Consider the following 13249-nt stretch of genomic DNA (forward strand, 5'->3'; position numbering starts at 1 on the left):
CCCGCCGTGTGGCTGCAGTCAGACGGCAACATTAGCCCGCCATTTGCTTCTCACGAATTTCTGCCAGTGTCTTACAGTCGATGCACAGATCGGCAGTAGGACGCGCTTCAAGACGGCGGATACCGATCTCGACGCCACAGGAATCGCAATAGCCGAAGTCGTCGTCTTCGACTTTCTTCAGCGTTTTTTCGATCTTCTTAATTAACTTACGCTCGCGGTCGCGGTTACGCAGTTCCAGGCTGAACTCTTCTTCCTGAGCGGCACGGTCAACCGGGTCCGGGAAGTTTGCAGCTTCATCCTGCATGTGTGTAACGGTGCGATCGACTTCGTCCCGCAATTGATTGCGCCAGGCTTCCAGAATCTTGCGAAAATGGTCCAGTTGCGCGTCATTCATATACTCTTCGCCTGGCTTCTCCTGATAAGGCTCCACCCCAGCGATGGCGAGAATACTCAGGGACGATGTTTTACGGTTTTGCCCTTCTTGCATGTTGTTTCTCTCCTGGATAACACGCACTATACCCTTTGATTGCCATCGGTAAGCGCATACACGCTAACCTTAATGATGACCCTCTCTTGGGTACATCGATCCCCCAACGGGGAAAAAACAGGCCGCTATAAATAACAGAAGCAGTCAAGGTTGGCAATTATTCCTGATCGCATCTTGACAAGCCTGTGAGGAACAGCGTAGTTAGCCCCTGACAGAAGATAGTCATATCACAGAACGATGCCAATGATATTACAATGTTACGTCAATGGCGGTCGTCAGAAACATTCCTGCTGATGACAGTTCTGCCCGGTAAGCCAAAATCTCCACGCCACTCAGCTGCGCCTGTACCAGTTGTTCTGCGTAAGCAGCATCAATGTGACGCGCCGGGGAAACGTCCTCAATCCCCGAGTGCAGAACGGCAAACAACAAAACGGCCCGATGACCTTCTGCGGCAGCCTTACTCAGCTCACGCAGGTGTTTCTGCCCTCGAATCGTCACCGCATCCGGAAAATAGCCTTTACCTTCCTGTAAAAGCGTTACGGATTTCACCTCAATATAGCACTCAGGTCGCTCCTCTGCTTTGAGCAGGAAATCAATTCGGCTTTTTTCACTGCCGTATTTAACTTCCGCCTGACATTTCGCGTAGCCGGTCAGCGGTAAAAGTCGGTTTTCGTCCAGCGCTTCACGCACCAGTTGATTGGCGCGCAGCGTATTGACACAGATCCAGTGGCCTTGCTGCGTCTCGGTCATTTCCCAACTGTGCGGGTATTTGCGCGTCAGGCTGTCAGACGTGGAGTACCACACGGTATCGCCCGGCGTGGCACAGCCGGTCATTGCGCCGGTATTCGCGCAATGTATCGTCAGCGTTTCGCCTTCGGGCGTCACAACATCGGCCAGAAAACGCTTGTAGCGAGTAATAAGACGCGCGGGTTTAAGAGCGGGAGAAAAAAGCATAAGGCTCCTGATTAAGAGAGTAACGGCCAACTGGCCAGCGTGCGGTAGCGTGTCCGGCCTTGCGCGTACTCTGAGGCAAAAAGGGAAAATTGCCTGACCGTAAATTGCCAGTGAAAGCCACGTGGCGGCAGGGCGACAGGCTGGGTCGCCGCACGCAACAGACTGACGTGGGGATGAAAGGGCTGAGCCGGTTGTTCGCAGCCATGTCGCGCGGCCTGAGCGCGCAGCAGGCTTGCCAACTGCAACAAGCCGCGCGGGGGGCGCTGGCAACCCAGCCACACGACGCCGGGGCGCGGCCAGTGACCTGCATCGTCTAACGCAACGTCAAATGCTGGCTGGTTTATGCGTGACGCCAGGGCCTGCAACTGCTGTGACGTTCCAGCCGACACATCGCCCAGAAAAGCCAGCGTCAGGTGAAGGTTCGCTGCCGCAATCGGGCGGCCAGCCTCCGCATGAAAGGTTTGTGCCCGCCAGTGCACCAGTTGCTGCTGCAGCGTGTCAGGCGGGGTAATAGCAAAAAATAAGCGTTGTAACGCCATGGCGGTCTCCGGCAATCCTCACGGATGAGTGCTACAATGCGCGCCATCTTAACATAGCCATTCGCGGAGTTTGCGGTGAGTGATTTACCCGTCAGCGCGGTGTTGCCTGACCTTCTGAGTGCGCTTAATGATGCCTCAAACATCCTGCTGGCCGCGCCCACGGGCGCAGGTAAATCCACCTGGCTGCCACTTCAGCTTTTACAGCACAAGGCCCTGCCGGGACGCATTATTATGCTGGAGCCGCGCCGTTTAGCCGCGCGCAACGTGGCGCAACGCCTGGCCGAGCAGTTGGGTGAACAACCGGGCGTGACGGTGGGCTACCGTATGCGCGGCGAAAACTGCACAGGGCCAATGACCCGGCTTGAAGTGGTGACCGAAGGCATTCTGACCCGAATGCTGCAACAGGATGCGATGCTGGAGGGCGTGTCGCTGGTTATCCTGGATGAATTTCATGAGCGGAGCCTGCAGGCCGATCTGGCGCTGGCGCTGCTACTGGATGTGCAACAGGGGTTACGTGAAGATCTAAAAATCCTGCTGATGTCGGCGACGCTTGATAATGCGCGGCTGGCGGCACTGTTGCCGGACGCTCCTTTGATTACTTCTGAAGGGCGCAGCTATCCGGTTGAACGGCGCTATACGGCGCTGAGCCAGACCTTGCGTTTTGATGATGCGGTCGCGCGCGAAGTCGCACAGTTACTGCGCGACGAAACGGGCTCGCTGCTCCTGTTCCTGCCCGGCATCGCCGAAATTGAGCGGGTAAAACGGGAACTGGAGACGCGCGTTGACGACGACGTGGATTTAACGCCGCTGTATGGTGCACTTCCTCTTGCGGCCCAGCAACGGGCCATCCTGCCTGCCGCCAGCGGACGCCGCAAAGTGGTGCTGGCGACCAACATTGCCGAAACCAGCTTAACCATTGAAGGCATCCGGCTGGTCGTGGACAGCGCCCTGGAGCGAAAAGCCCAGTTTGACGCTCGCAGCGGCGTTACGCGCTTGCAGACTCAGCGCATCAGTCAGGCGTCCATGACCCAGCGAGCCGGACGAGCCGGACGTGTCATGCCCGGTATTTGTCTGCATCTGACACCACAGGAACAGGCCTCACGCGCGCCCGCGCAAAGCGAAGCAGAAATTTTGCACAGCGATCTCGCGTCGTTGTGGCTGGAGTTGCTGCAGTGGGGCTGTACCCGTATCGAACAATTGCAGTGGATAGATCTGCCGCCGGAAAAACACCTGCGTGCGGCGCAGCAGCAGCTGGTGCGGCTTGGGGCTCTGGACGAGCAGGGCCACCTCAATGCCCAGGGACGACGCATGGCGCAACTGGGTAGCGACGCCCGGCTCAGCGCTATTTTATGTGCAGCAGGCAGTGACCCTGACGCCGTTGCCAGCGCGGCCTTGCTGGTGGCGGTTCTGGAAGATCCGCCTCGCAGTGCCGGAGCCGATCTGCGTGATGCGCTTTATCGTCCATTGCCACAGTGGCAGCGCCGCGCACAGCACTGGCAAAAACGCATCGGCGTAAAGGGCGGTCGGGTAGACGAAGACCATTTTGCCGCCCTGCTGACCGCCGGCTTCAGCGACCGTCTGGCACGTCGCCGCGATAACAGCGGCCGCTATCAGTTAGCTAACGGCCTGGGCGCGATGCTGGACGAACAGCAGGCGCTGACGCGTTATGAATGGTTAATTGCCCCCACCTTGTTACAGGGCAGCAGCGCGCCCGACGCGCGTATCCTGATGGCGATTCCCGTTGATATCGAGGCACTGACGCAGCAGTGTCCGCAGCTGATTGAACAGCGCACCGAGGTGGAATGGGATGAGGAGAAGGGCACGTTACGCACGTTGCGCCGCGAGCAGATTGGCGAATTGATACTGAAAACCCAGCCGCTAGCCCGTCCCGACGCAAAAGTCTTGCAGGCGGCAATGCTACGCTGGATTGGCAAGAAAGGGCTATCGGTGTTGGGCTGGACGCCGGAGGCAGAACAGTTGCGTCTGCGCATCCAGTGTGCGGCCCAGTGGTTGCCAGAGGAACACTGGCCTGAGGTTGACGACGCCAGCCTGATCGAGACGCTTGAACACTGGCTTCTGCCCCAGATGACCACGGTGCGTGATCTGAAAAGTTTACAGGCGGTGAATCTGGTCAGCGCGCTCTTACATTTGCTCACATGGTCACAACGTCAGCGGCTGGATACTGTGCTGCCAACTCATTACACTGTGCCCACCGGAAGTCGGCTGCCTGTTCGCTATGATGCAGATAAACCGCCTGCACTGGCGGTGCGCATCCAGGAAATGTTCGGCGAAGCCAGCAACCCAAGCGTGGCAGAAGGGCGCATTCCACTGGTACTGGAGCTGTTATCGCCCGCCCAGCGGCCCTTGCAGATTACCCGTGACCTCGCCGCTTTCTGGCGTGGTGCCTATAAGGACGTGCAAAAAGAGATGAAAGGGCGTTATCCCAAACATCCCTGGCCTGACGATCCGGCTTCCGCCTTGCCGACAAGACGGACAAAAAAGAAGACGTCACAGGGTGGAACCTCTGATTAATTCAGAGGGTTCTGCCATGCGACAGTGAAGAAAGCAGTTAGAGTAGCGGCGCAGCCGTAAGCTATGCCTGGAGAATAAAACGAATGTCTGGGAACGATCGCGAACCTATTGGGCGCAAAGGAAAAGCGCTGCCTCCGCGCAGCAGCGCCCGCCGTGGGCGGCGCAGAGACATCGATGACGATGTTGCTCAGGACGATTTTGATGATGACTACGAGGAGGAAGCGCCGGTGCCACGTAAAGGTAAAGGTGGAAAACCGCCGCGCGGCAAACGCCGTTGGCTGGGATGGTTAATTAAGCTGTTCCTGGTATTTGTGGTGGTAATGGCCGCGTGGGGCGTATACCTCGACTCGGAAATTCGCAGCCGCATTGACGGTAAAGTGTGGCAACTGCCCGCAACCGTATATGGTCGTATGGTCAGCCTTGAACCCGGCATGGCCTACAACAAAAGCGAAATGGTCGCCCTGCTTGAAGGCACACAATACCGTGAAGTTTCACGTATTACGCGCCCGGGTGAGTTCTCGGTTAAGGGCAACACTATCGAACTGTTGCGCCGTCCATTTGATTTCCCGGACAGCAAAGAGGGGCAGATTCATGCCCGTATGACCTTTAGCAAAGATGAACTCAGCGAGATTAAAAACGTTGAAACCGGGCGCGATTTTGGTTTCTTCCGTCTTGATCCGCGTCTGATCACCATGCTGCAGTCGCCTAATGGTGAACAGCGCCTGTTCGTGCCCCGTGCGGGCTTCCCGGATCTGCTGGTCGATACGTTAATCGCCACCGAGGATCGCCATTTTTATGAGCATGATGGCATCAGCCCGTACTCCATTGGCCGTGCCTTTGTCGCGAATATCACGGCAGGTAAGGCGGTTCAGGGTGGCAGTACGCTGACTCAGCAGCTGGTAAAAAACCTGTTCCTGACCAACGAGCGTTCGCTGTGGCGTAAAGCGCGTGAAGCCTATATGGCCGTGATCATGGACGCGCGTTACAGCAAAGATCGCATTCTGGAGCTTTACCTTAACGAAGTGTATCTCGGTCAGGCAGGTAACGATCAGATTCGTGGTTTCCCTTTGGCCAGCCTTTACTACTTTGGCCGTCCGGTGGATGAGCTGAGTCTGGATCAGCAGGCAATGCTGGTCGGCATGGTAAAAGGCGCTTCGCTCTATAACCCCTGGCGTAACCCGAAACTGGCACTGGAAAGACGCAATCTGGTGCTGCGCTTGTTGCAGCAGCAGAAAGTCATCGACCAGGAACTGTATGACATGCTGTCGGCGCGTCCGTTAGGCGTGCAGCCGAAAGGCGGTGTGATTACGCCACAGCCTGCGTTTATGCAGATGGTGCGTAATGAACTTCAGGCAAAACTCGGTGACAAGGTTAAAGATCTGTCGGGGGTGAAAATTTTCACCACCTTAGATCCGGTCTCGCAGGATGCGGCTGAAAAAGCGGTTATCGACGGCATTCCAACCCTGAAAAAACAGCGCGGTCTGAAAGATCTGGAAACCGCGATGGTGGTCGTTGACCGTTTCAGCGGTGAAGTCCGCGCGATGGTCGGCGGGGCCGATCCGCAGTTCGCCGGGTATAACCGTGCGTTACAGGCCCGCCGTTCTATTGGTTCACTGGCAAAACCGGCCACCTATCTCACCGCACTGAGCCAGCCAAATACATATCGACTCAATAGCTGGATTGCCGATGAGCCTATTGCGCTGAAACAGCCCAATGGCAGCATCTGGAAACCCATGAATGACGACCGCCGCTTCAGTGGCAAAGTCATGCTGGTGGATGCGTTGACCAACTCCATGAACGTGCCGACGGTGAATCTTGGCATGACGCTGGGGCTGAATGCGGTGGTGGATACCTGGACCAAACTGGGTGTACCTAAAGATCAGCTCAACCCGGTGCCGGCAATGTTGCTGGGCGCACTCAACCTGACGCCGATTGAAGTGGCCCAGGCGTTTCAGTCGATTGCCAGCGGAGGGAATCGTGCGGACCTGTCAGCGGTGCGTTCCGTGATTGCCGAAGACGGAACGGTGCTGTACCAGAGCTTCCCGCAGGCGCAACGGGTAGAGCCAGCGCAGGCTGCCTATTTAACGTTGTACACGATGCAGCAGGTTGCCGATCACGGTACGGCACGCGCCCTGGGCGCTCGCTTCCCTAATGCGCATCTGGCGGGCAAAACAGGGACCACTAACGACCTGATAGACAGCTGGTTCGCCGGTGTCGATGGTAAAGAAGTGGCGATCACCTGGGTTGGGCGTGATAACAACCAGCCGACCAAGCTGTACGGTGCCAGCGGTGCGATGCAGATCTACCGTCGCTATCTTGATAACCAGGCACCGATGCCGTTGCAACTGACGCCGCCGGAAGACGTGACGATGATGAATATCGACTCAGCGGGCAACTTTGTTTGTGGCTCAGGCAGCAGTACCTGGCGCTCATTGCCGGTTTGGGCACTGGACCCGAATGCACTGTGTCAGCAACAGCAGCAACAGGTTCAGCAAATGCAGCAGCAACAGCAACAGCAGCAATTGCAACAGCAGCAACAGCAGGAGCAAAAAGACAGCGATGGCGTTGCAGGTTGGATAAAAGACATGTTCGGCAAGTAACGGGTCAAAAGCAGTGAAAAGAAGGCACTTCGGTGCCTTTTTTTATGCCTGATAAATACGCTGTAAACAGGCTACAAACAGCGCCACAGTAGGGAATTCTGCTTGCAGAGATTGTTGCACTTCGCATATTATCGAACCGTTATAATAATCATTATCGTTTCGATTCGCTTAATCATCCCCATTTGAGAGACACCTTCATGACTGCGCGCACCACCACTTTTGGTTTCACACCAGGGTCGTTTACCCCTCGTCCTTTGGCACTGATGATTGCGCTGATATCCAGTGGCGCAACTCCCCTGGCCTTCGCCGAACAAACGGTGGTGGTTTCAGCAAACGGCGGTGCCGCTGTTGCGCAGGAAAGTCCGTGGGGCCCGGCACCGACCGTCGCCGCGAAACGCAGCGCCACCGGCACCAAAACGGATACGCCGATTGAAAAGAACCCGCAGTCGGTTTCCGTGGTCACGCGTGAAGAAATGGACATGCGCAGCGTCAGCAGCGTCAAGCAGGCATTTAACTATACGCCTGGTGTACTGACCGGCAACCGCGGCAGTTCCGCAGTCATTGACGCGCTGTCGATTCGCGGCTTTAGCGAAACCAACACCAATCAGTATCTCGATGGGCTGAAGCTGCAGGGTGACAACTACTCTGAATTCGCTATCGATCCCTATTTTCTGGAGCGGGCTGAACTGCTGCGCGGTCCGGTTTCCGTGCTGTACGGTAAAAGCAATCCCGGCGGTGTCGTCGCTCTAGTCAGCAAGCGTCCCACTCAGGAAACGCTGCGCGAAGTCCAGTTCCAGATGGGCAACCATAACCTTTACTCCACCGGTTTCGATTTTGGCGGCGCAATAGACGACGCAGGCGTGTACAGCTACCGACTGACAGGCCTGGCCAGTAGCCAGGATGCCCAGCAGGCGAATAACAAGCAGAAGCGTTATACCATCGCGCCTTCATTCAGCTGGCGACCAGATGAAAATACCCGTCTTGATCTGCTGACCTATTTCCAGAACGAGCCGGATACCGGCTACTACGGCTGGCTCCCGCGTGAAGGGACCGTGGTGCCGATCACCCGGCCTGATGGCAGCCAGTACAAACTGCCGACCAACTTTGATGAGGGCGAGAAGAGCAACCGCATCTCACGCAATACCAAAATGCTGGGCTACAGCTTTGAGCACCGTTTTGATGAGACCTGGACGGTGCGGCAGAACCTGCGTTATGCCGAATTAACCACGGATTACCGCAGTATTTACGGCTTTGGTTATAATCCGGACACGCAGCTGATTACGCGCAATTCAGCACTTTCCAAAGAGAAGCTGAACCAGTTTGCTGTGGACAATCAGGTACAGGCTAAATTTGCCACCGGTGAACTCGCTCATACCTTATTGCTTGGCGTTGATTTCCAGCGTACCCGTAATGATATTGACGCACAGTTCGGTACGGCAACAGCGTTAAATCCGTTTAACCCGCAATATGGCAATGATACGACTTCGCCCTATGCTGAACCCTACAAGCACTTAAATAAACAGCGCCAGACAGGTCTTTATGCGCAGGATCAAATGGAATGGGATCGTTGGATCCTGACATTAGGTGGCCGCTACGACTATGCCATGACGTCAGTTTACAACCGCTACAACGGTAATCTTGATCGTCAGAACGATCAGGCCTTCACCTGGCGCGGTGGACTGAATTACGTATTTGATAACGGCATTGCACCTTACTTCAGTTACAGCGAAGCGTTCCTTCCTAATGCTGGCTCGACTTATGAAGGTAATGCGTTCGATCCTTCACGTGCTAAGCAGTATGAAGCAGGTGTGAAATATGTGCCGAAAGATCGTCCAATAGTTATGACGGCCGCAGTTTATGAGCTGACTAAGACTAAAAATCTGACGGCAGATCCCAATCCATTGCATCCTTTTGCCAGCATCCAGAGCGGCGAAATCCGTTCTCGCGGTGTTGAACTCGAAGCGAAAGCGGCGCTGAACGCCAACGTTAACCTGACGGCCTCTTATACCTATACCGATGCCGAATATACGGAAGATACCCAACTTCAGGGCAAGACCCCGGTTGAGGTGCCCAAACACATGGCGTCACTGTGGAGTGACTATACCTTCCACGAAACCGCGCTGTCAGGCGTCACGGTCGGCGCGGGCGTCCGTTACGTGGGCGAAAGTCAGGGGCTGTATAGCAACGGTCCTGATGCCAACCAGAACTTTAGCGTGGCGGGTTATACCACCGTCGATGCTGCGCTGAAATATGATTTAGGACGTTTTGGTTTGCCTGGATCAACGGTAGGCGTTAACGTTAATAACCTGTTTAACCGCGACTACGTTGCCAGTTGTTACCGTGAATATGCGTGCTACTGGGGCGCAGAACGGCAGATTGTAGGCACCGCCACGTTCCGGTTCTGATCGATGAGGGCGCTTCGGCGCCCGTTTACAGGGATTACCATGCAGCTTCCGCAGCACCAACAGACGACCTTCCAACTGGATAATGCCAGCTTTCGTGTACCCGGTCGCACGCTTCTCCAGCCGCTGTCTCTCTCTTTTACACCAGGCAAAGTAACCGCGCTGATTGGTCACAATGGTTCGGGAAAATCCACGCTGTTAAAAATGCTGGGGCGGCATCACGCGGCCAGCGAAGGCCGGGTGCTCCTGAATGAACGGCCCGTGGATAGCCTGAACAGCAAAGTATTTGCCCGTGAGGTCGCCTATTTACCTCAGCAACTGCCGGCTGCAGAAGGCATGACGGTGCGCGAGCTGGTGGCCATTGGGCGCTATCCCTGGCATGGGGCGCTGGGGCGTTTCACTCAGGAGGACCGCGACCGCGTTGAGCAGGCGATTTCGCGCGTGGGGTTAACGCCTTTTGCCTCACGGCTGGTAGACAGCTTATCGGGCGGCGAACGGCAACGTGCCTGGCTGGCGATGATGGTAGCGCAAAACAGCCGCTGTCTGCTGCTGGATGAACCCACTTCCGCCCTGGATATCGCCCATCAGGTTGATGTGCTGGCCCTGATTCAGACGCTGAGCCGGGAGCATGGCTTAACCGTTATTACGGTATTACACGATATCAATATGGCTGCCCGTTACTGTGACCATCTGGTGGCATTACGCGGTGGCGCGCTTATCGCTGAAGGCGGGCCGGACCACATTATGCAGGCGGACGTTTTGCAGGCGATTTACGGTATTCCAATGGGGATCTTCCCCCATCCCGGCGGCGGTGCGCCGGTGAGTTTTGTGTGTTAAGGACCCGATAATGCCCGATTTGTTCCGCCGTCGCCTGATGATGGCGATGGCGTTATCGCCACTGATGAGCCCCTTTTCACTCCAGGCGGCGCAGCCCGATCCCAATCCCGATCGCATCATCGCGCTGGAGTGGTTACCCACCGAGCTGCTGCTGGCGTTAGGCGTTAAGCCCTTTGGGGTCGCCGATGTGCATAATTATAATATCTGGGTTGGGCAGCCAGCCTTGCCTGCCGGCGTGGTGGATGTTGGGCTGCGTACCGAGCCTAACCTTGAACTGATGACCCAGATGCATCCCTCACTGATTCTCTGTTCAAACGGTTATGGACCGCCTAAAGAAAAACTCCAGCGTATTGCGCCGATTATGGGGTTTGACCTGCACGGCGGCGACGGTAAACCGCTCTCCCGGGCGCGTGTCTCTCTGCAGGCCCTCGGCGCCAGGCTGGGGCGGGAAGCCCAGGCCGCCGCGCACCTGCAACGCATGGACGAGGAAATCGCCGCGGCGCGCCAGCGTCTGGCACCGCATGCCGGACGTGCCATCCTGCTGATGTCACTGCTTGACAGTCGCCATGCCATCACCTTCGGTAAAAACAGCTTATTCCTTGAGGTCATGGCGTTGCTGGGTCTGCAGAACGCCTGGCAGGGCGAAACCAATTTCTGGGGAAGTTCAGTGATTGGCCTGGAACGGCTGGCGGCGTTTCACGACGTGGAAGCCATCTGCTTCGATCATGACAATGCGGCTGTTATGCAGCAGCTGTCACGCAGCCCGCTGTGGCAGGCAATGCCTTTTGTCCACAGCGGCCATTTTCAACGCGTACCGGCGGTCTGGTATTACGGGGCAACACTTTCTGCCTTGCACTTTGTACGCGTGCTGGAACATGCGCTGGAGAAAGTCTGATGCGCTATCGTTTTTTCTCTGTCACCGTGCTGGGCGTACTGTTTTTACTGGCGCTGGCGCTCACCGCAATAAACTTTCAGCAGGCGTTGCCCATAGGGCAATGGACACAGGCCCTGTGGGCACCTGATACCACGAATGTGCAACAGATGGTGTTTCACTACAGTTTGCTGCCGCGCTGGGCGTTGGCGCTGTTGGTGGGGGCCGGTCTGGGATTGGCGGGACTGCTGTTTCAGCAGGTTCTGCGTAACCCTCTGGCGGAACCGGGAACATTAGGCGTTTCATCCGGCGCACAACTGGGAATTACCGTCGCCACGTTGTGGCACCTGCCGGGCGGAGTCGTTACCCAGCAGCTTGCCGCCTCGGGTGGTGCGTTGCTGGTGGGGGCGCTGGTATTTAGCGTGGCCTGGAGCAAACGCCTGTCACCCGTAACCTTGATCCTGGCCGGGCTGGTCCTCAGTCTTTACAGCGGTGCTGTTAACCAGATCTTCGCCATCTTCAATCACGACCAACTGCAAAATATGTTTCTGTGGAGCACAGGCGCATTGAACCAGATGAGCTGGGACAGTGTTACCCAGCTCTGGCCGCGCCTGATGCTGGCGCTGGTACTGTCACTGGCGCTGCTGAGGCCGCTGACGCTCATGGGGCTGGACGATGGCGTGGCAAAAAACCTCGGGCTGGCCCTGTCCGCTACCCGGTTAGCGATTCTGGTGCTGGCGATATTGCTTAGCGCACAGTTGGTGAGCGTCGCCGGTATCATTGGTTTTATCGGCTTGTTCGCGCCGCTGCTGGCAAGGCTGCTCGGTGGACGCCGCTTGCTGAGCCGCATGCTACTGGCCCCGCTGATTGGCGCATTGCTGCTGTGGCTGGCTGATGCCTGCGTCCTGTGGCTTACGACGCACTGGCGCGAGGTTTCAACCGGCACGGTGACGGCGCTCCTGGGCGTGCCGATTCTGCTGTGGCTGTTGCCGCGTCTGCGAACCGGTTCCGTTCCACCCGCACTGGATCAGGGCGACAAGGTTCCGGTCGAACGCCATCACGTTCTGCGCTGGAGCCTGATCGGCTTAGCGCTGTTAGGCATGCTGGCATGGCTGTGTCTGGCGTTTGGACGGGATGCGCAAGGCTGGATCTGGACCAGCGGTGACCTGCTACAGCAGCTGCTGCCCTGGCGCGCACCGCGTGTGCTGGCGGCCCTGGAGGTAGGCTTAATGCTTGGCGTTGCCGGCAGCCTGATCCAGCGACTCACGGGTAACCCGATGGCCAGCCCTGAAGTCTTGGGCATCAGTTCCGGCGCGGCCTGCGGCGCAGTCGTGATGTTGTTCTTCGTGCCCGGCAATGCGCTGGCATTCCTGTTACCCGCCGGTGCGCTGGGCGCGGCGGTGACGCTGGCGATTATTATGTTGGTGGCCAGTCGCGGCGGTTTTTCCCCTGAACGCATGCTGCTGGCCGGGATGGCGTTAAACAGTGCCTTTGTCACCATCCTGATGTTGTTGATGGCCAGTGGCGATCCCCGGATGTCGGGGTTACTGACCTGGATCTCCGGCTCCACTTATAACGTCAGTGCCACCCAGGCGCTGCAAAGTGCTGTCTGTGCGGTGGTGCTGGTGTCATTAGCGCCGCTGGCCAGCCGTTGGCTCACGCTGTTGCCGCTTGGCAGCGCGACGGCGCGCTCGGCCGGAATGGCACTCACCGCCTCGCGTCTGGCACTGCTGCTGCTGGCTGCGGCCTTAACAGCCTGCGCCACGCTGACGATTGGGCCTCTGAGCTTTGTGGGACTGATGGCACCGCACATGGCGCGCATGCTGGGCTTCCGGCGGGCGCTACCGCAGCTGTTACTGTCTGGATTGCTCGGGGCAGGTTTAATGGTGGTTGCTGACTGGTGCGGGCGAATGGTGGCTTTTCCAAACCAGATTCCGGCAGGATTGATGGCAACCTTTTTAGGCGCGCCCTATTTTATCTGGTTGCTGCGGCGTTCACGTTAAAAAAAAGACCGGCGTTTGCCGGTC

At 57.2% G+C, this 13249-nt stretch carries 9 protein-coding genes; 6 read left to right on the forward strand and 3 right to left on the reverse strand.

Annotated features, from left to right (window positions below):
- Positions 1-31 precede the first annotated feature (31 nt).
- From dksA to thpR, 3 genes are all read right to left on the reverse strand, one after another.
- On the reverse strand, positions 32-487 hold the full coding sequence (gene dksA, locus FBY13_RS04940) for an RNA polymerase-binding protein DksA (protein WP_006117731.1): 456 nt from the start codon (positions 485-487) through the stop codon (positions 32-34).
- Between the two features lie 249 nt (positions 488-736).
- On the reverse strand, positions 737-1441 hold the full coding sequence (sfsA, locus tag FBY13_RS04945; protein WP_063878452.1) for a DNA/RNA nuclease SfsA: 705 nt from the start codon (positions 1439-1441) through the stop codon (positions 737-739).
- An 11-nt stretch (positions 1442-1452) separates the two neighbouring features.
- Positions 1453-1980 carry an RNA 2',3'-cyclic phosphodiesterase gene (gene thpR, locus FBY13_RS04950; RefSeq protein WP_063878453.1) on the reverse strand — a complete coding sequence of 176 codons (528 nt, stop codon included), beginning with the start codon at positions 1978-1980 and terminating at the stop codon, positions 1453-1455.
- Positions 1981-2055: 75 nt separating this feature from the next.
- Between thpR and hrpB the strand changes: the two genes are divergently transcribed.
- The 6 genes from hrpB to fhuB all read left to right on the forward strand — a co-directional run bounded on the left by hrpB (position 2056) and on the right by fhuB (position 13225).
- Positions 2056-4512, forward strand: coding sequence for an ATP-dependent helicase HrpB (hrpB, locus tag FBY13_RS04955; protein ID WP_145393637.1), 2457 nt, complete (start codon positions 2056-2058; stop codon positions 4510-4512).
- An 83-nt stretch (positions 4513-4595) separates the two neighbouring features.
- Complete coding sequence (gene mrcB, locus FBY13_RS04960) at positions 4596-7112, forward strand: bifunctional glycosyl transferase/transpeptidase (protein WP_109718242.1); 2517 nt, start codon at positions 4596-4598, stop codon at positions 7110-7112.
- Between the two features lie 197 nt (positions 7113-7309).
- The gene (gene fhuA, locus FBY13_RS04965) at positions 7310-9517 is read left to right on the forward strand and encodes a ferrichrome porin FhuA (RefSeq protein WP_145393638.1); all 2208 of its coding nucleotides are present in this window, start codon (positions 7310-7312) and stop codon (positions 9515-9517) included.
- A 39-nt stretch (positions 9518-9556) separates the two neighbouring features.
- A complete protein-coding gene (gene fhuC, locus FBY13_RS04970) occupies positions 9557-10351 on the forward strand; it encodes a Fe3+-hydroxamate ABC transporter ATP-binding protein FhuC (RefSeq protein WP_145393639.1) in 795 nt (264 codons plus the stop codon).
- Positions 10352-10361: 10 nt separating this feature from the next.
- Complete coding sequence (fhuD, locus tag FBY13_RS04975; RefSeq protein WP_145393640.1) at positions 10362-11246, forward strand: Fe(3+)-hydroxamate ABC transporter substrate-binding protein FhuD; 885 nt, start codon at positions 10362-10364, stop codon at positions 11244-11246.
- Positions 11246-13225 (forward strand): Fe(3+)-hydroxamate ABC transporter permease FhuB, encoded by a 1980-nt coding sequence (gene fhuB, locus FBY13_RS04980; protein WP_145393641.1) that lies wholly within the window; start codon positions 11246-11248, stop codon positions 13223-13225. Before fhuD ends, fhuB begins: the two co-directional genes overlap by 1 nt.
- The last annotated feature ends 24 nt before the right edge of the window (positions 13226-13249 follow it).

Source organism: Pantoea sp. SJZ147 (assembly GCF_007828605.1).
In the GTDB taxonomy this organism is placed as follows: domain Bacteria; phylum Pseudomonadota; class Gammaproteobacteria; order Enterobacterales; family Enterobacteriaceae; genus Pantoea; species Pantoea allii.

Excerpts from the sequence above, each read along its gene's own strand:
- fhuA (WP_145393638.1), top strand. The coding sequence starts at position 7,310 with ATGACTGCGCGCACCACCACTTTTGGTTTCACACCAGGGTCGTTTACC.
- sfsA (WP_063878452.1), bottom strand. The coding sequence starts at position 1,441 with ATGCTTTTTTCTCCCGCTCTTAAACCCGCGCGTCTTATTACTCGCTAC.
- thpR (WP_063878453.1), bottom strand. The coding sequence starts at position 1,980 with ATGGCGTTACAACGCTTATTTTTTGCTATTACCCCGCCTGACACGCTG.
- fhuD (WP_145393640.1), top strand. The coding sequence starts at position 10,362 with ATGCCCGATTTGTTCCGCCGTCGCCTGATGATGGCGATGGCGTTATCG.
- fhuB (WP_145393641.1), top strand. The coding sequence starts at position 11,246 with ATGCGCTATCGTTTTTTCTCTGTCACCGTGCTGGGCGTACTGTTTTTA.
- fhuC (WP_145393639.1), top strand. The coding sequence starts at position 9,557 with ATGCAGCTTCCGCAGCACCAACAGACGACCTTCCAACTGGATAATGCC.
- mrcB (WP_109718242.1), top strand. The coding sequence starts at position 4,596 with ATGTCTGGGAACGATCGCGAACCTATTGGGCGCAAAGGAAAAGCGCTG.
- dksA (WP_006117731.1), bottom strand. The coding sequence starts at position 487 with ATGCAAGAAGGGCAAAACCGTAAAACATCGTCCCTGAGTATTCTCGCC.